At 63.6% G+C, this 18,355-nt stretch carries 16 protein-coding genes; 8 read left to right on the top strand and 8 right to left on the bottom strand.

Going from position 1 to position 18,355, the window contains the following annotated elements; all coding sequences use genetic code 11:
- Positions 1-122: 122 nt before the first annotated feature.
- Together LHFGNBLO_RS12395 and LHFGNBLO_RS12390 are read right to left on the bottom strand one after the other, a co-directional pair.
- Positions 123-761 carry an NrsF family protein gene (locus LHFGNBLO_RS12395; RefSeq protein WP_258607580.1) on the bottom strand — a complete coding sequence of 213 codons (639 nt, stop codon included), beginning with the start codon at positions 759-761 and terminating at the stop codon, positions 123-125.
- A 1-nt stretch (position 762) separates the two neighbouring features.
- Entirely contained in the window at positions 763-1,305 is a 543-nt protein-coding gene (locus LHFGNBLO_RS12390; RefSeq protein WP_258607570.1) for a sigma-70 family RNA polymerase sigma factor, read from the bottom strand.
- 203 nt (positions 1,306-1,508) lie between these two features.
- Between LHFGNBLO_RS12390 and LHFGNBLO_RS12385 the strand changes: the two genes are divergently transcribed.
- The 3 genes from LHFGNBLO_RS12385 (at position 1,509) to LHFGNBLO_RS12375 (ending at position 5,353) form a co-directional block, all read left to right on the top strand.
- A complete protein-coding gene (locus LHFGNBLO_RS12385; protein ID WP_258607563.1) occupies positions 1,509-2,516 on the top strand; it encodes an iron ABC transporter substrate-binding protein in 1,008 nt (335 codons plus the stop codon).
- Positions 2,517-2,687: 171 nt separating this feature from the next.
- A complete protein-coding gene (locus LHFGNBLO_RS12380) occupies positions 2,688-4,274 on the top strand; it encodes an ABC transporter permease (protein WP_258607561.1) in 1,587 nt (528 codons plus the stop codon).
- Positions 4,271-5,353 carry an ABC transporter ATP-binding protein gene (locus tag LHFGNBLO_RS12375; protein WP_258607559.1) on the top strand — a complete coding sequence of 361 codons (1,083 nt, stop codon included), beginning with the start codon at positions 4,271-4,273 and terminating at the stop codon, positions 5,351-5,353. The genes LHFGNBLO_RS12380 and LHFGNBLO_RS12375 overlap by 4 nt, the downstream gene beginning before the upstream one ends.
- Before the next feature lie 50 nt (positions 5,354-5,403).
- On the opposite strand, the gene LHFGNBLO_RS12370 is transcribed toward LHFGNBLO_RS12375, so the two are convergent.
- From LHFGNBLO_RS12370 to tlpA, 5 genes are all read right to left on the bottom strand, one after another.
- The gene (locus LHFGNBLO_RS12370) at positions 5,404-6,465 is read right to left on the bottom strand and encodes a sn-glycerol-3-phosphate import ATP-binding protein UgpC (protein ID WP_258607557.1); all 1,062 of its coding nucleotides are present in this window, start codon (positions 6,463-6,465) and stop codon (positions 5,404-5,406) included.
- Between the two features lie 7 nt (positions 6,466-6,472).
- The gene (gene ugpE, locus LHFGNBLO_RS12365; protein WP_258607555.1) at positions 6,473-7,321 is read right to left on the bottom strand and encodes a sn-glycerol-3-phosphate ABC transporter permease UgpE; all 849 of its coding nucleotides are present in this window, start codon (positions 7,319-7,321) and stop codon (positions 6,473-6,475) included.
- A 9-nt stretch (positions 7,322-7,330) separates the two neighbouring features.
- On the bottom strand, positions 7,331-8,215 hold the full coding sequence (gene ugpA / locus LHFGNBLO_RS12360) for a sn-glycerol-3-phosphate ABC transporter permease UgpA (protein WP_258609696.1): 885 nt from the start codon (positions 8,213-8,215) through the stop codon (positions 7,331-7,333).
- Positions 8,216-8,293: 78 nt separating this feature from the next.
- Positions 8,294-9,604 carry a sn-glycerol-3-phosphate ABC transporter substrate-binding protein UgpB gene (ugpB, locus tag LHFGNBLO_RS12355; protein WP_258607547.1) on the bottom strand — a complete coding sequence of 437 codons (1,311 nt, stop codon included), beginning with the start codon at positions 9,602-9,604 and terminating at the stop codon, positions 8,294-8,296.
- 219 nt (positions 9,605-9,823) lie between these two features.
- On the bottom strand, positions 9,824-10,510 hold the full coding sequence (tlpA, locus tag LHFGNBLO_RS12350; RefSeq protein WP_258607539.1) for a thiol:disulfide interchange protein TlpA: 687 nt from the start codon (positions 10,508-10,510) through the stop codon (positions 9,824-9,826).
- A gap of 35 nt (positions 10,511-10,545) precedes the next feature.
- Between tlpA and argH the strand changes: the two genes are divergently transcribed.
- From argH to LHFGNBLO_RS12325, 5 genes are all read left to right on the top strand, one after another.
- Positions 10,546-11,946, top strand: coding sequence for an argininosuccinate lyase (argH, locus tag LHFGNBLO_RS12345; protein WP_258607536.1), 1,401 nt, complete (start codon positions 10,546-10,548; stop codon positions 11,944-11,946).
- Positions 11,947-12,015: 69 nt separating this feature from the next.
- Positions 12,016-12,222, top strand: coding sequence for a hypothetical protein (locus LHFGNBLO_RS12340; RefSeq protein WP_258607535.1), 207 nt, complete (start codon positions 12,016-12,018; stop codon positions 12,220-12,222).
- A gap of 19 nt (positions 12,223-12,241) precedes the next feature.
- A complete protein-coding gene (gene lysA / locus LHFGNBLO_RS12335; RefSeq protein WP_258607533.1) occupies positions 12,242-13,510 on the top strand; it encodes a diaminopimelate decarboxylase in 1,269 nt (422 codons plus the stop codon).
- A gap of 47 nt (positions 13,511-13,557) precedes the next feature.
- Positions 13,558-14,499 (top strand): threonine/serine dehydratase, encoded by a 942-nt coding sequence (locus LHFGNBLO_RS12330; RefSeq protein ID WP_258607532.1) that lies wholly within the window; start codon positions 13,558-13,560, stop codon positions 14,497-14,499.
- A gap of 215 nt (positions 14,500-14,714) precedes the next feature.
- Positions 14,715-17,321 (top strand): TIGR02302 family protein, encoded by a 2,607-nt coding sequence (locus tag LHFGNBLO_RS12325; RefSeq protein ID WP_258607531.1) that lies wholly within the window; start codon positions 14,715-14,717, stop codon positions 17,319-17,321.
- Between the two features lie 29 nt (positions 17,322-17,350).
- Here LHFGNBLO_RS12325 and LHFGNBLO_RS12320 read toward each other — a convergent pair whose 3' ends face one another.
- Positions 17,351-18,250 (bottom strand): LysR family transcriptional regulator, encoded by a 900-nt coding sequence (locus LHFGNBLO_RS12320; RefSeq protein WP_258609695.1) that lies wholly within the window; start codon positions 18,248-18,250, stop codon positions 17,351-17,353.
- Positions 18,251-18,355 lie beyond the last annotated feature (105 nt).

The following is an 18,355-nucleotide window of genomic DNA, read 5'->3' as shown; positions in this document are numbered from 1 at the left end:
AAACCTTGGATGATCGATTTTAAGGAAAGGTTGCGCCGGCGGCATTGACGATATGATTTACCGGCAAACAATTGCCGGCATGATTAAGGATCGGTATCTATCGGTTCCGGTCGCAGGCCGTCTTACCAGCGCACGAAAAGCCGCCCGCCGAGCCCGCCGAGCGCGGCAAGGATGACGATCGCGATCGTGTACCAGGTGGCGACGAAAAGCGGCGAGTCGTCGACGCAGTGCGCGGCATAGAAGGTCGCCGACAGCCCACCGGCGAGCAGGCCGGCCACCGTGCCGGCAAGCACCGGCCGCGTCGGAGCGCCATGGTTCAGCGCCCAAAGGAAGATGGCGAGCGGGCCAATGCCGATCAGCGGGATGAAAATCATGCAGACAGGCATGTTGGTGCCGACGAGCCGCGTGCCCCATTGCGCCTCCGGCACCACGAAGAGTTCCAGAATGACGGCCACCACTACCAGCAACGGCGCGGCGATCATTCCGGTCGCCGCCTTGCCTGTCGACGCACCGGGCGTCGACAGCGCCTGGATCAGGGCAAAGGCGCTGACGGCAAGCACGATGGTGAAGACGAATTTGGCGAGGAAGCGCATCGTATGCATGGCCGTAGCAATGTCGTGACGTGGACCGATCGTCAGCCAGAAAACCACCGCTGCGATCACCACGGCAGCACCGGCGGCCATCCGCCAGGCCGAGCGCAACGGCATCGCCTTGTTGCGGGCATCGGCGTCGAGCGCCTTGATGAGATCGTCCGTCCTCATATCATTGTCGCCCGGTCCCGAATCGCTTGGCAATGGCGGCAAGTCCGCGATGCAGCGATACGCGCACCGCAGTCTCGCTAATGCCGAATTTCGCCGCCGTCTCGCCGATGGAACGGCCTTCGACAGACACGGCAGAGACCACGGAGCGCTGCGCCGGCGGCAGGCTGTCCAGCGCCCGGGTGATGTCGCGCTCGCTGACGGTCTCGGCTTCCGGCTCGGCGAAGGTCTCGGCGATGTCGTCGATCTCGATCTCGATGCGCCGCCCGCGCCGCCGAAAGGCATCGATCAGCTTGAAACGCGCTATGGCATAGACCCAAGGCAGCACCGCCAAATCCTGGCGCCAGGTGTGCCGTTTCACATGAATGGCCAGCAAGGTTTCCTGCACGACATCCTCGGGATCCACTCCGCCCTGTACGATCTTGCGCCTGACAAAGCCGCGAACGAGAGCGGCGGTCCGGTGCAGAAAGTCGGCGTAAGCCCTTTCGTCTCCCGCGATCGCGGCCCGCAGCAGCCGGGAGAGTTCGGCTTCGTCCTTGCCGGTCACAAGAGTTCACTCCCCGATATTCGCGTCTCGGCGCTGATTTGTTACGTGGCCGGCGAAATAATGTCCAAGCCAAACTACCGCAAAATCACGAAAGTTTGCGCCTGGCGACCGATTGAAGCAGTCCATCAATGTTGACTATCCTTGTCATGTATAGGTAGGTGCGCACGTGCCAAACCAAGACCACCAAGATGGAGGACGACGCGATGAAATACGCTCTTTCCACCCTTGCCGGCGCCGCAGCGCTGGCAATCAGCATGGCCATCGGCCCGGCGATGGCGCAGGATGACGGCATCGTCGTCTACAACGCCCAGCACGAGAGCCTGACCAAGGCGTGGGCGGAAGGATTCACCAAGGAAACGGGCATCAAGGTCACCGTCCGCAACGGCGGCGACAGCGATTTCTCCAACCAGATCGTCGCGGAAGGCGCTTCCTCCCCTGCCGACGTGTTCCTGACGGAAAACTCACCGGCCATGGTGCTGGTCGAGACATCAGGCCTGTTCGCACCGGTCGATGCCGACACGCTGGCGCAGGTTCCCCAGGATTTCCAACCGGCCAGCGGCAAATGGGTCGGCGTCGCCGCGCGCAGCACCGTCTTTGCCTACAACAAGACCAAGCTGACCGCAGACCAGCTGCCCAAGTCGATGCTCGATCTCGCCGATCCGAGCTGGAAGGGACGTTGGGCCGCATCGCCTTCCGGGGCTGATTTCCAGGCGATCGTCAGTGCTTTGCTCCAGCTCAAGGGCGAGGCCGCCACGGCGGACTGGCTGAAGGCGATGAAGGAGAACTTCACCGCCTACAAGGGCAACAGCACGGTGATGAAGGCGGTCAATGCCGGTGAGATCGAAGGCGGCGTGATCTATCACTATTACTATTTCGGCGATCAGGCCAAGACCGGCGAGAACAGCAAGAACGTCGAACTGCACTATTTCAAGAACCAGGATCCGGGCGCTTTCGTCTCGATCTCCGGCGGCGGCGTGCTGGCCTCGAGCAAGCACCCGAAGGAAGCCCAGGCCTTCCTGAAATGGGTCACCGGCAAGGGTGGCCAGGACGTGCTGAAGACCGGTGATTCCTTCGAATACGCCGTCGCCAAAGGCGCGGAGTCCAATCCGAAGCTGGTGCCGCTGGCCGACCTGCAGGCACCGAAGGTCGATCCGACGACGCTGAACTCGAAGAAGGTGACCGATCTGATGACGGCAGCCGGCTTGCTTTAGTCCGCGTTCGTCCTAAAAGGGCAACGACTGCGCTCCTGCGGCAATTCGCTTTCCGCAGGAGCGCTCTGTTTTCGAGATGGCATTCGTCCATGACGACAAGCTGCATTTCCGGCCGCGCTTGCGGTCCTTCAGCTGCCGCTACCGGGCGGCAGCGGCACGGCGCCTGAGCTGATGCAGCCTGCGGTCGATCTTGCGCGTTCAGGCTTGCCGACCGACAGGACGGTCGGGCGATCGACGCGGCGGCGGCCCATGTCCTGGATTTTGCTCGCCGCCATTCTCGTCTCGCTGCTTTCACTGCTGCCGCTTGCCTTCATCGTCTGGGTCGCGGTGCAGACCGGCTGGGGAACCGTCTCAGCCCTGGTCTTCCGGCCGCGCGTCGGCGAACTGCTGGTCAACACCGTCCTGCTGGTGCTGCTTTCCGTTCCAATCTCCATCGTGCTTTCGGTGGCACTGGCCTGGCTGACCGAGCGCAGCGACCTGCCAGGTGCCCGCCTTTGGGCCTGGCTGGCGGTGGCGCCGCTCGCCGTCCCGGCCTTCGTGCACAGCTATGCCTGGGTCACCATGGTGCCGGGGCTGCACGGCCTGTGGGCCGGCGTTCTGGTTTCCGTCATCGCTTATTTTCCGTTCCTCTATCTGCCGGTGTCAGCGGCTTTGCGCCGGCTTGATCCCGCCCTCGAGGACGCCGCGGCAGCGCTTGGCCTCGACCCCTGGCGCGTGTTCAGGCGTGTCGTGCTGCCGCAGCTGAGGCTCGCCATCTGCGGCGGCTCGCTGCTGGTCGGCCTGCACCTGCTGGCTGAATACGGGCTCTACGTGTTCATCCGTTTCGACACCTTCACCACGGCGATCGTCGACCAGTTCCAGTCGACCTTCAATGGACCTGCCGCCAACATGCTGGCCGGCGTGCTGGTAACCTGCTGCTTTGTGCTGCTCGGCCTGGAGGTGCTTGTGCGCGGCCAGGAGCGCTATGCCCGCGTCGGCTCGGGCGCCGCGCGCCACCAGCAACGCGCAAGCCTCGGCCGCGCCACGATCCCTTGCCTGGCGCTGCCGGTCATCACCACGCTGCTGGCGCTTGGCGTTCCGTTCGTCACCATCGGCCGCTGGCTTGCGGCCGGGGGCGCCGACGTCTGGCGTTTCGACGAGATAGGCCTCGCACTCGGCCAGACGCTGCTTCTGGCGCTCGCCGGCGCGCTGCTCGCCACAGTCGCCGCCATGCCGATGGCGTGGATCTCGATCCGCGCGCCGGGTCCGCTGCAGCGCCTTCTGGAGGGCTGCAACTACATTGTCGGCTCGCTGCCCGGCGTCGTCATAGCCCTGGCGCTGGTGACCATTGCCGTGCGCATCGCCCTGCCGCTCTATCAGACGCTGTTCACGATCCTTGTCGCTTATGCCCTGATGTTCCTGCCGCGCGCCCTGATCAGTCTTCGGGCGTCGATCGCACAGGCGCCGGTCGAGCTCGAACGCGCCGCCGGCAGCCTCGGCCGATCGCCGCTCAAGGCGCTGTGGTCGACGACGATCCGCCTGTCGGCGCCGGGGGCGGCGGCGGGCATGGCGCTGGTCGCGCTCGGCATCATGAACGAGCTGACCGCCACCCAGATGCTGGCGCCCAACGGCACCCGCACACTGGCGATGGCATTCTGGTCCTACAGTGGCGAGATCGACTATGCGTCGGCCGCGCCCTACGCTTTCATCATGGTGGCGATGTCGCTGCCTCTGACATGGCTGCTCTATGTCCAATCGAAGCGGATGGCCGGACGATGAGCTTTCTCGAACTCAGCGGCGTGCACAAGCACTATGGCCCGGTGGCGGCACTGGCCGGCGTCGATCTCGGCGTGATCAGCGGCAGCCGCACGGCGATCGTCGGACCGTCGGGCTGTGGCAAGACGACCTTGCTGCGCCTGATCGCCGGCTTCGAGGCCCCGGACCAGGGCCGCATCGTGCTCGACGGCCAGCTACTGGCCAATGGCGGCACCGCTGTTCCGGCGCATCGCCGCGGTATCGGTCTGGTGGCGCAAGACGGCGCCCTGTTCCCGCATCTGACCATTGCCGACAATATCGGCTTCGGCATGGGGCGCCACGAGAACAAGCGCAGCGAGCGCATCATCGAACTCGCCTACATCGTCGGGCTGGACAAGGCGATCCTGAAACGCCGCCCGCACGAGCTTTCCGGCGGCCAGCAGCAGCGCGTGGCGCTGGCCCGCGCCATGGCGATGAAGCCACGGCTGATGCTGCTCGACGAGCCGTTCTCGGCGCTCGACACCGGGCTGCGCGCCTCGATGCGCAAGGCGGTGGCCGAACTTCTGGAAGCCGCAGGGATCACCACCATACTGGTGACCCACGACCAGGCCGAGGCGCTCTCCTTTGCCAGCCAGGTCGCAGTCATGCGCGATGGCAAATTTTCGCAGGTCGGCACGCCACGCGAACTCTATCTCAAGCCGAAAGACCGGATGATCGCCGAATTCCTCGGCGACGCCATCATCCTGCCGGCAAAGATATCAGGCGGTTTTGCCAACTCGCCGCTTGGCCGCATCGCCGTCGACACCAGCGAGCGGCGCGATCTCGCCCGCATCATGCTGCGGCCCGAGCAGATACTGCTGAAACGAACGTCGCGCGAAGGCATGTCGGGCACGCCGGAGATGCTGTTCGGTGAAGTGACGGACTCCGAATTCGCCGGCTCGATGTGCACCATCGCCGTGCGGCTCCTGAACAGTGCCGATCCGCCGGACGCCGCCGCGATCGGCAACACGCCATTGATCCTGCGCAAGCCCGGCATGGACGCCCCTGCCGTCGGCGAAATCGTTCGGCTGACCGTGTCGGGCAAGGCGCATGTCTTTGCCTGAGGGCTGTTGCGCGTACCTGTAACCTGCTGGTCAGCGCTTAGAGGCAGTCCTCAATCGACCCGCTTCCCCGCACCGTCGAACCAATGCAGCTTTTCGGTCCTGGCCACGACCCGCAACTGGTCGCCGGGCTTGGCTGTTGCACGGCCGGCAACACGCACGACGATACGGTTGCCGCCTGCCGCGCAGTGAAGGAAGCTCTCGGCTCCCACCGGTTCGACCGCCTCGACCATTGCCGGCAGGATGAGCGCGCCGGACGATGCCTCGGCGCCGAAGGTGACGTCGGCATCCTCGGGGCGGAAGCCAAGCGTGGCAGCGTTCGCAGGGGCAAAGTCAATCGTCTTGCCATCAGTCAGCGCCGGACCAGCCGGCCCTTGCGAAAGGGGCAGAAGATTCATCGGCGGTGCGCCGATGAAGGAGGCGACGAAGGTCGAGGCCGGCTTCTCGTAAATGTCGAGTGGCGCGCCGGTCTGCTCGACCAATCCGGCGTTCATCACGACGAGGATATCGGCCAGGGTCATCGCCTCCAATTGATCGTGGGTGACGTAGACCGAGGTGACACCGAGCGAGCGCTGCAGATTCTTGATTTCGACCCGCATCTGGCCGCGCAGTTTGGCGTCGAGATTGCTGAGCGGCTCGTCGAAAAGGAAGACTTTCGGATTGCGCACGATGGCACGCCCCATGGCGACGCGCTGGCGCTGGCCGCCGGAAAGCTCGCGCGGGCGCCGGTCAAGCAGCGCCGAGAGTTCGAGCACCCTGGCAGTCGAGCGGACCCTGCTGTCGATCTCGTCCTTCGGCGTGCCGCGGTTGCGCAACCCGTAGGCCATGTTGTCGTAGACCTTCATATGCGGGTAGAGCGCATAGTTTTGGAACACCATTGCAATGTCGCGCTCGGTCGGGCCGATGGTGTTGACGATCTTGCCGTCGATGGCGACCGTACCGGAAGAAATGGTCTCCAGCCCGGCAATCATCCGCAGCAGCGTGGACTTGCCGCAGCCGGACGGGCCAACCAGCACGCAAAGCTCCTTGTCGGGAATGGCTATGGAGACGCCCTTCACGGCTTCGACGCCGCTGGGATAGACCTTCTTCACATCCTTCAGATCAACGGTCGCCATCAGCTTCTCACTTTTCGGAATCGACCAGTCCGCGCACGAACCAGCGTTGCATCAGCACCACGATCAGGATCGGCGGCAGGATGGCCAGCATCGCGGTGACCATGACCAGATGCCATTGGGTATCGGCATCGGCGAAGGAAACCATCTTTCTCAGCGCGATGACGATGGTGTTCATGTCGTTGCTGTTGGTGACGAGCAGCGGCCACAGATACTGCGTCCAACCGTAGATGAAGAGGATGACGAACAGCGCCGCGATGTTGGTGCGCGACAGCGGCAACAGGATGTCGAAAAAGAAGCGCCATGGCCCGGCGCCGTCGACACGCGCCGCTTCCACCAGTTCCCCTGGAATGGTCATGAAGAACTGGCGGAACAACAGCGTTGCGGTGGCTGAGGCGATCAGCGGGATGATCAGGCCGGCATAGGTGTCGATCATGCCGAGATCGACCATCACCTTGTAGGTCGGCAGGATGCGCACCTCGACGGGAAGCATCAGGGTGATGAAGATCAGCCAGAAGAACACCATGCGCAGCGGAAAACGGAAGAACACGATCGCATAGGCCGACAGGATCGAGATGAAAATCTTTCCCACGGCGATGCCGAGCGCCATGATCGTAGTGTTGAGCAGCAAGCGGCCGACACTGACCCCACCGATACGGCCGACACCGCCGAACAGTGCCTCGCTGTAATTGTTCCAGAACTGGTCGCCGGGCAACAGCGGCAATGGCGGCTTGAGGATGGTTTGCAGCGTCTGTGTGGAGGCGACGAAGGTGTAGTAGATCGGGAAGGCGACGATCAGTATGCCGAGGATCAGCACGGCGTGGGCGATGAAGGTGCGAAGCGAGGACTGGCCGATCATCGCTCGCCCTCAGCCGTAGTGGACTTTGCGTTCCACATAGCGGAACTGGATGGCCGTGAGCGAGATGACGATGACCATCAGAATGACCGACTGCGCCGCCGAGTCGCCGAGGATCAGATTGACGAAACCGTCATTGTAGACCTTGTAGACCAGCGTCTCGGTCGTTTTTCCCGGCCCGCCGCCGGTAACGGCATGAACGATGCCGAAGGTGTCGAACAGGGCATAGACGGTGTTGACCACAAGCAGGAAAAAGGTCGTCGGCGCAAGCAGCGGGAAGACGATGGTCCAGAAGCGCTTCGTCTCTCCGGCGCCGTCCATGGCAGCCGCCTCGATCAGCGTCTTCGGCACCGCTTGCAGCCCGGCGACGAAGAACAGGAAATTGTAGCTGATCTGCTTCCAGGCAGCCGCAGACACCAGCAGGATCATGGCGTGGTCACCGTTGAGCAACGGGTCCCAGTCGATGCCGAGACCTCTCAGGGCGTAGGCCAGCGAACCGATCGATGGGTTGAACAGGAACAGCCACAACATGCCGGCAATCGCCGGCGCCACCGCATACGGCCAGATCATCAGCGTGCGATAGAGGCCTTTGCCGCGCACCACCTTCTCGGCCATGACGGCAAGCAGCAGTGCCACCCCCATGGCGACGATCGCTGTCGCCAGCGAAAACACCACCGTGACCTTGATCGAATTGAGGTAGGCCGGGTCGGCCAGAACCTTTCGGAAATTGGCAAGACCGACGAACTTGCTCTTCAGCCCGAACGGATCTTCTCTGAGCATCGACTGGTAGAGCGCCTGACCGGTCGGCCAGTAGAAAAAAATCAGCGTAATGGCGAGTTGCGGCGCCACCAGCAGGTAAGGCAGGATCTTGTTGGGAAAGACGACGCGTGGAGACAGGGTGATTTCCCTCGCTATTCAGGAAGTCGTCCACGCAGGTCTGCGTGGACGAGATTCATTCAACTGAGACAAATCGCTTCAGTTCCCGATCGCTTCCTGGATAGCCTTGTTGCCGCGTGCGACCGCGTTGTCGAGCGCCTGCTGGGCAGTCTGCTGACCGGCCAGCATCTTCTCGAACTCCTCGTTCTCGATGTCGCGCACCTGCGGCAAGTTGATGAGGCGCACGCCCTTCGAATTCTCGGTCGGCGCCTTGCCCAGCATCTGCAGGATCGGCGTCTCCCGGCCGGGGTTCTTGTCATAGAAGCCGGACTTCTTGGTTGCCTCGTAGGCAGCGAGCGTCACCGGCAGGTAACCTGACTTCTGATGCAGATATTCCTGCACTTCAGTCTTGGACAGGTAGGAGAAGAACGCCGCGACGCCCTTGTATTCCTCGTCCGATTTGTCGCCGAACACCCACAGGCTGGCTCCGCCCGGCGTGGTGTTCTGCGGCGCCCCCTTGGCGTCGGTATCATAGGGAAGCTGGCCGATGCCGTAGTTCATGCCCGACTTGACGATGTCACCGAGGCCACCCGACGATTCGGTGAAGATGCCGCATTCGCCGGCGAGGAATATCTGTTTGGCTTCGGAGGTGCGGCCGCCATATTTGAAGGTGCCGTCCTTGGCCAGGTCGGCTAGCGCCTGGAAATGGTTGACGAAGATCGGCGCATTGATCTTGAGTTCGACGTCGGTGCCGGCAAGTCCGTTCTGGTTGGTGCCATAGGAAACGTCGTTCCAGGCGGCGAAAGCCTCGAGGTGGATCCAGGTCAGCCAGGTCGAGGTATAGCCGCAGGAGGCGGCGCCGCTCGCCTTGATCTTCTTGGCTGCTTCCCACACCTCGTTCCAGGTCTTGGGCGGGTTGTTCACATCAAGCCCGGCCTTCTGGAAGATATCCTTGTTGTAGTAGAGGATTGGCGAGGAGGAATTGTAGGGGAAGGACAGCATGGTGCCGTCCGGCTTCGAATAATAGCCGACGATGCCAGGCAAATACTGGCTCTTGTCGAAGGTCATGCCGGCGCTGGTCAGCACATCGGCCACCGGTTTGATCGCGCCTTCGGCGGCCATCATGACGCCGGTACCCACGTCGAACACCTGGATAATATCGGGCGCTTGACCTGCACGAAAGGCAGCGATGCCGGCATTCAGTGTCTCGGGATAAGTACCCTTGAACACGGGGAGGATCTCATAGTCGCTCTGGCTGGCATTGAAATCCTTGGCGATCTTGTCGACAACCTCGGCATTGGCGCCCGTCATGGCATGCCACCAGCTGATCTGGGTGACGGCGAAGGCCGAGGTGGTGGAAAGCAGGGTCAAGGTGGCGGCAACACCGGCCGCGAAGCCGAACAACTTCATGTTTCATCTCCCGTTTGTCATTGGCGAAAGGGGCACTCCCGCAACGGCAATATGTGTCGCACGTGACGATCGGACAACGGTTTTGTTGCTGTTTTATGAAATTCATATCCGGCTAAAATAGCGTTCCATCGTCCCGGAGGAGGATGGAGAGAAATACCAAGCCGGCTCAACGATCCATGGACATGGCAGATCCGTCGACGATCGCCGACCGCTCTGCACTCAGCCTGATGGGCTCAGCGCCGCCTCGACCAGCCGCTTGGCGTCCGGTCCGGACCATTCGGCCGGGCCGTTCATATGGGCGATCAGGCAGCCCTCACCGTCGATCAGCATCGTGACCGGCAGGCCGAGCGCCAGGCCGCGCGTCTTGACGTCGTTGAACAGCGCTATCGTCGGATCTCGATAATAACCGAGCGCCTCGACGCCGATATCCCCGAGGAACTTCTTCGGCTTGGTATCGTCGCCGGTATCGACATTGACGGCAACGACCTGAAAGGCATCGCTGCCCATCTCCTTCTGCAGCGCGTCGAGCGCCGGCATTTCGGCGCGGCAGGGCGCGCACCATGTCGCCCACAGATTGAGCAGCAGCGTCTTGCCAGCATGGTCGGCGATCGTCATCGGCTTGCCGTCGGGATCGTTGAAGGCGAGGCTTTTCAGCGATTGCGGCGGGTCGGCCGGCAAAAGCGCGGCTACCTGGCCGGTGGCCGCGGCGGCAACCTTCCTGGCGCGGTCGGTCTTGGCGGCGCAGGCGACATCGTCCTTGCTGTCGCCGACAGCGACTTGTGCCGGAGCGTTGTTGCCAGAACCGCTCTCGCTGACATATACCGCGACCGCGCCGGCCAGCACGCCCGCCACCAAAGCGGCGAGGATCAGGCGCGGGGCCGGGAAAAATCTATTGCCGTCTGCCATTTTCTGAATACTGCTCCGGAGCACGGGTTATAGCGATGAGCGACAAGAAGGCCAGCAACCAGATGTGGGGCGGACGTTTTGCCTCGGGTCCGGCCGCGATCATGGAAGCGATCAACGCGTCGATCGGCTTCGACCGCAAACTCTACGCGCAGGATATCAGAGGCTCGATCGCCCACAGCGAAATGCTGGCGCAAACGGGCATTGTTTCGGCGGCCGATCAAGAAAAAATCGCTCACGGGCTGAACACGATCCTGGCAGAGATCGAGGCCGGCACATTCGAGTTCTCGACCCGGCTGGAAGACATCCACATGAATGTCGAGGCCCGCCTTGCCGACCTGATCGGCCCGGCCGCCGGACGCCTGCACACCGCCCGCTCGCGTAACGACCAGGTGGCAGTGGACCTCAGGCTCTGGGTAAAGGACGAATGCTTCCGCGTCGCCGAGGCGCTGAAGGGCCTGATCGCGGCCTTCCTGGAACGCGCCGAGGAGCATGCGGCGACGGTGATGCCGGGCTTCACCCACATGCAGGCAGCACAGCCGGTTACCTTTGGCCACCACTGCATGGCCTATGTCGAGATGTTTTCGCGCGACCTGTCGCGCGTCCGCGACGCCATCGAGCGGATGGACGAAAGCCCATTGGGCGCAGCCGCCCTTGCCGGCACCAGCTTCCCCATTGACCGGCACCAGACGGCGAAGAGCCTTGGCTTTCGCGAGCCGATGCGCAATTCGCTCGACAGCGTTTCCGATCGCGATTTCGCGCTCGAATTCCTGGCCCTGGCGGCAATCTGCGCCACGCATCTGTCGCGGCTGGCCGAAGAGATCATCATCTGGTCGACGCCGCAATTCGGCTTCGTCAGGCTGTCGGACAGCTTCTCCACCGGCTCGTCGATCATGCCGCAGAAGAAGAACCCCGATGCAGCCGAACTGGTGCGTGGCAAGACCGGCCGCGTCACCGGCCATCTGGTCGGCCTGCTGACGGTGATGAAGGGCATGCCGCTGACCTATGGCAAGGACATGCAGGAAGACAAGGAATCCGTCTTCGATGCCGCCGAGACGCTCGACCTGATGCTGGCGGCGATGACCGGCATGGTGCGCGACATGACGGTCAACGCCGTGGCCATGAAGAAGGCTGCCGGCGCCGGCTATTCGACCGCGACCGATCTTGCCGACTGGCTGGTGCGCACCCTCGGCCTGCCATTCCGCGAGGCACATCACGTAACCGGCCGCGCCGTGGCGCTGGCCGAAGACAAGAAGGTCGGGCTCGACAAGCTCTCGCTGGAAGATCTGCAGTCCATCCACCCCGGCATCACCGCCGACATCTTCTCGGTGCTTGCGGTGCAGAATTCGGTGAAGAGCCGCGTCAGCTTCGGCGGCACCGCGCCGTCGGAAGTGAGGAAGCAGATCCGCTATTGGAAAAAGCAGCTGGCCAAAGCCTAGGCCGGGGTGCAATGCGCCGAAAACTCGGCTAGAAGCAGCGGCGGACAAGAGTTTCGGACGGATGGATCGATGACCGGAAGCAGGATTTTGGTGACGCTGACGCTGCTGGCGGCGATGGCGGCCGTTACGGCCTGCGGCAGGAAGGCCGGTCTCGACACGCCTTATGAGGCCGCCGTGCAGGCGCGCAAGGATGCCGAGAGGGCCAAGCAAGCTGTGCCGCCGGAGCCGGAAAAACCGGTCGAGGACAAGAAGTTCATTCTCGACCCGCTGCTCTGACCTTTTCGGAACCACTCTCGTGAACCATTTCGACTACCGCGACGGCGTGCTGCATGCCGAGGACGTGGCGATTTCAGACATCGCCGCGAGCGTCTGCACACCATTCTACTGCTATTCGACGGCGACGCTGACCAGGCATTTCCGCGTCTTCGCCGAGGCCTTTGCCGGGCTCGACACGCTGGTCTGCTACGCCATGAAGGCGAATTCCAACCAGGCGGTGCTGAGAACGCTGGCCAGACTTGGCGCCGGCGCCGACGTGGTCTCGGAAGGCGAATTGCGCCGCGCATTGGCCGCCGGCATTCCGGCGAACAAGATCCTGTTTTCGGGCGTCGGCAAGACCGCGCGCGAAATGGACCTTGCGCTTGCCGCCGGCATCCTCTGCTTCAACGTCGAATCCGAACCTGAACTCGAACTGCTCTCGGCGCGCGCCACGGCACTGGGCAAGGTGGCATCGATCTCACTGCGCATCAACCCGGATGTCGATGCCAGGACCCACAAGAAGATCTCGACCGGCAAGGCCGAGAACAAGTTCGGTATTCCGTGGCAGAAAGCGCGGCAGGTCTATGCCCGCGCAGCACTTCTGCCGGGCATCAAGATCACCGGCATCGACACCCATATCGGCAGCCAGATCACCGAGCTGCAGCCCTTCGACGACGCCTTCGCATTGCTCGTCGACCTGGTCGGCGCCTTGCGTGCCGACGGGCATGCCATCGAGCATGTCGATCTCGGCGGTGGCCTCGGCATCCCCTACCGCGTCGATAACAGTCCGCCGCCTTTGCCCGACGCCTATGCGCAGATCGTCAGGAAGCATGTCACCAAGCTCGGGCTGAAGGTGATGTTCGAGCCGGGCCGGCTGATCGTCGGCAATGCCGGCATTCTTGTCTCGGAAGTGATCTTCGTGAAGGAAGGCGACGCTAAGAATTTCCTGGTCGTCGATGCCGCCATGAACGATCTGATCCGGCCGACGCTCTACGATGCCTTCCATGACATCAAGCCGGTGGTGCAGCAGCCCGCCGCGGCGCCGCGCATGATGGTCGACGTGGTCGGTCCGGTCTGCGAGACCGGCGACTATCTCGGCCTCGACCGCGACCTCCCCAGGCTGAAGTCCGGCGACCTGATCGCCATTGCCACCGCCGGCGCCTATGGCGCGGTGCAGGCCGGCACCTACAACACGCGCCTGCTGGTAGCAGAGGTTCTGGTCGATGGCGACCGCTTCCATGTCGTGCGCCCGCGCCAGACTTATGAAGAGCTGATCGGGCTGGATTCGCTGCCCGACTGGTTGGAATAGACCACGGTTCCCGAACCGAAGGTCCGCTCAACCTCCAGGAGCAAGCCATGTCGAACGGCAGCACCATTACCCGTGAACGCATCGCCGCAATGGAGCCGCGCATCCGGCCTTTCGTGCGCCACACGCCGGTGTTGCGCGTCGACATGGTGGATTTTGATCGTCCGCAAATGGCGGTCGACCTGAAACTCGAATGCCTGCAGCACTCCGGCTCGTTCAAGGCGCGCGGCGCCTTCACCAATCTTCTCGAGCGGTCGGTGCCCAAGGCCGGCGTTGTCGCGGCATCGGGCGGCAACCATGGCGCAGCCGTCGCCTATGCCGCCATGCGGCTCGGCCACAAGGCGACCATCTTCGTTCCCGAAGTCAGCCCGCCGGCCAAGCTGGAGCGCATCCGCAGCTACGGCGCCGATCTGGTTGTCGGCGGCGCGCGCTATGCCGAGGCCCTGGCTGCCAGCGAAAGCTTTGCCCAAAAAACCGGCGCACTGCAGATCCACGCCTTCAACCAGGAGGAAACGCTGGTCGGACAAGACACGCTTGGGCTCGAGATCGAGGCCGACCTGCCGGAACTCGACACGCTGCTGGTCGCCGTCGGCGGCGGCGGCCTGATCGGCGGCATCGCCGCCTGGTTCGCCGGCCGCATCAGGATCATCGCCGTCGAGCCCGAGGGCGCGCCGACGCTCCACCGCGCCTTCGAGGCCGGCCGGCCGGTCGATGCGCCGGCGGAAGGTGTCGCCGCCGATTCGCTGGCGCCCAAGCGCGTCGGCGAAATGATGTTTCCGATCGCCGAGGCCTTCGTCGAACGCTCGATACTGGTCAGCGACGACGACATCATCGCCGCGCAGGCGGCGTTGTGGAACCGGGTGCGAATCATCTCCGAGCCGGGTGGCGCAGCCGCCTTTGCGGCGATCCTGTCAGGCCGCTATGCACCGTCGCCTGGCGAGCGCATCGCCGTGCTGGTCTGCGGTGCAAACGCAAATCCCGCGAAATTCTAGAGCCTGATCCACCCCGATAGGATCGGGATGGGTCCTATCTCTTTGTTTGGCCATGATCTTTTCCAAGGATCTGTCTCGACTTCTCGGGATCATGGTCTGGTTGCGGACGATGCAACCTCAGTTCACGTTTTCAAAACCCGCCTCGCCTTTGCCGTGTTTGCTGGTATTCTTCGAGTCATGAGGTTCGGGCCATCCCGCCCGGACAGGAAGGGCCGATGACGCAGCAACGACCCACTTCCAGCAGCGATCGCGGCCTGGCCGGGCGCCTTGCCTTGAGCCGGCTGGCGACGCGAGTCGCGATGATGGTCGAGCGTGGCTGGCCGTTGCTGCTGCCGTTGGTCATCGTCGCCAGCCTGTTCCTTAGCGTCTCCTGGCTTGGCCTGTTCCCTCGCCTGCCCGACATGGCGCGCATTGGTCTCGTCGCGGCATTCGGCTTCGCCGGCCTTACGGCGCTCTATCCGCTGCGTTTCTTCAAGATGCCGACCGCTGCCGAGATCGATCGGCGGATCGAAGCCGCCAACAACTTGCTCCACAGCCCGGTGCTGGTGCAGACCGACCGGCCGAGTGGCAAGGAAAGCGGGTTTTCGCAAGCGCTGTGGCGCGAACATCAGAAACGCATGGCGGATCAGCTCGGCAACCTCGGCGCCGACCTGCCGCGCGCCCATGTCCCGGAACGTGACCCGTGGGGGCTACGCGCCGTGGCGGCGCTTTTGTTGGTCACCGCTTTTGCCTTTTCTTTCGGACCATCGGGCGGCAGGATAGGCGACGGCTTCAGTGCTCACGCCGCGCGCGACGCGGTGCCGCCGCGCATCGATGCCTGGGTGACGCCGCCTGCCTATACTGGCAAGCCACCGGTATTCCTTACTGCCCCGGTCTTCCTCGATGCCAATGCCAATCAGGCGGCCCCCATCTTCACCGTGCCGCAGGGCAGCGACATCTCGCTGCGCGTCACCGGCGGTTCGGGCGAAGAAACGCTGAGCTACGCCGACGCCGGCGGCAACGCCCGCGCCATCGACCCGACCGGACCGCAGGCCACCACCGCCAAGCCTGTGGCAAGCGCGGCCACGCCCAAGTTGCGCCAGTTCACCGGCAAGCTGACGGCCGACGGCACGCTGACGCTGAAATCGGGCGAAGACGACCTCGGTCGCTGGGCTTTCGCGGTGATCCCTGACAAGCCGCCGCAGATCCGCTTCGTCGGCCAGCCAAAACGCGCCGCCAACGGCGCCTTCGAACTCAATTACCAGATCGACGACGACTATGGCGCGGCTACCGCCAACGCGGTTATCGCGCTGGCCGACCCGCAGGCGCCCAACGCCCATCCGCTCTATGGCCCACCCGAAATGCCGCTGACACTGCCGCGCCGCGGCGGCAAGGCGAACGCCGCCAAGACCACCAAGGATCTGACCGAGCATGTCTGGGCCGGCGGCAACATCAAGCTGTCGCTCGTGGCCACCGACGATGCCGGACATACCGCAACCAGCGAAACCAAGACGCTGGTGATGCCGGAGCGGCCTTTCTCCAATCCGCTGGCAAGGGCCGTGATCGAGCAGCGCCGCATGCTGGCGCTCGACGCCAATGCCAAGAAGCGCGTGCTCGACCTGATGGACGCGATCACACTGCGGCCCGAGGACACGTTCGACAACATGGCGCACTACCTCGCCATCATGAGCGCCCGCAGCCGGCTGAAGATGGCCGACAACGACGACAAGCTGCGCAGCGAAGTGTCCTATCTCTGGGAAATCGCGCTCGGTATCGAGGAAGGCAACCTGTCGGCGGCTGAGAAGCGGCTGCGCCAGGCGCAGCAGGCGCTGCAGGACGCGATCAAGAACGGCGCCAGCGACGAAGAAATCGACAAGGCGATGAAGGAACTGCGCGAGGCGATGAACCAGTTCCTGCAGGAATTCGCAGCGCGCGCGCAGCAGAACCCGAATGCGCCGCAGATGCAGCAGAACGGCCAAGAGCTACGCCAGAGCGATATCGATCGCATGATGGACCAGATCGAGAATCTGGCGAAGTCCGGCGATCGCGACAAGGCGCAGGAACTGCTTTCGCAACTGCAGGACATGATGAACAATCTGCAGGCCGGACGCCAGCAGCAAGGCAATCAGCAAGACAGCGAGATGCGCCAGCAGATGGACAAGCTCGGCGAGATCATGCGGCGCCAGCAGGAGATGATGAACGACACCTTCCGCATGGACCAGATGCAGCGTGGCCAGCGCCAGCGCGGAGAGAACCGCGACGAACAGCTCGGCGAAAACGGCGGACAGGACCAGGACCAGCCCGGCCCGGGTGACGATCCGCTCGGCCAGCCGAAGCCGATGACGCCCCAAGAATTCGCCGAGGCGCTGAAGCAGTTGCAGGAAGGTCAGGGCAAACTGCAAAGTGACCTCGAACAGCTGAAGAAGGGGCTCGAAGGCATGGGCCTTGAGCCCAGCGAGGGGTTTGGCGAGGCCGGCAAATCGATGGGCAATGCCGAACAGGCGCTCGGCGAAGGCGAAGGCGACCAGGCCGTCGGTCACCAGGGCCGCGCGCTGGAAGCGCTGCGCAAGGGCGCCAAGGACATGATGAAGCAGTTGCAGGCCATGCAGGGCGACCAGGGCGGCAGTGAGCAAGGCGGCCGCCAACAGAATGCCGATCGTGATCCGCTCGGACGCCCCCGCGCCAGCGACGGTCCCGATTTCGGCGATTCGGTAAAGGTGCCGGACGAGATCGACGTGCAACGTGCCCGCCAGATTCTGGAAGCGATCCGGAAGCGGCTCGGCAATGCGCTCAGCCCCGACATCGAACGCAGCTATCTCGAGCGGCTGCTTGAGCTGAAATAACCCACCGCTATCCGTTTCAACGCGGCGTCTTAGGGCGAGGTCGGGTCCGTTCCCGACGTCGGCCAAACGCCTGGCTTGTTGATGAACGCCTCGCGGATCGCTTCTTCCATGCCGTCGATAGCTTCGCCGGAAACGGTCGGATTGCGGTGCAGGACGACATTCGAGGAGTCGATATCGCCGAAACCATCGGCAGCGCTAAGCTCGCGGCAGCCGGCCGGAATGTTGCTGCGCGAGATCGGCGCGATCGCCAGTCCGGAGGTAACAGCGAGCGTCAGGCCGCCATTGGTGTCGCTGGTATAGGCGACGCGGTAGCCGACGCCGCGCTGCTCCAGCGACTTGATGGCGAAGTCGCGGCACCAGCCGTCGCGATTGTAGAGAGCGATCGGCACCGGCCGCTCCTCATGCATGTGATGCAATGTCGACGTTACCCACACCGTCGGATCGCGCATCAGCACCTCGCCACCCGAAAGACCTTCCCACTCGAACACCACCGCGAGATCGAGGTCGCCTGCAGCGAGCGCCCGCATCTGCGAGCCGGAATGGGCATAGCGCACCGTGACCTCGACCTGCGGATGGCGCTTGGCGAAGGCACCAAGCGCGCGCGACAGGATCGAGTGGCCGTATTCCGCCGGGATGCCGATACGGACCGGTCCGCCGAGCGGCGGCGCCGCCATCGATGCCTCGGTCTCGTCGAGCAGTGAAACGATGCGCCTGGCGTTGGCAATGAGTTCGCCGCCGCGGCGCGTCAGCACCACGCCGCGCGAACCACGCGCGAACAGACTATCGCCGACCATGCCTTCGAGCTTCTTCATCTGCATCGAGACCGCCGACTGGGTGCGGCCGGCCTGCGCCGCCGCCTTGGTGAAATTGCCGGTCTCGGCCACGGCGACGAAGGTGCGCAGGAGATCGCTGTCGAGCGTAGGCTTCATGGTGCCGCCATAAGAAAATCTGATCGCAGGCATCATTCCAATTCGTTTGCAACATGTCAAACGTCGGATGATAGTCAGCTCACCCATTGGACATGCGGTTGCGAA

This window comes from Mesorhizobium sp. AR10 (genome assembly GCF_024746795.1).
Taxonomy (GTDB): domain Bacteria; phylum Pseudomonadota; class Alphaproteobacteria; order Rhizobiales; family Rhizobiaceae; genus Mesorhizobium.
This window is presented reverse-complemented; position numbering and strand designations above follow the sequence as displayed.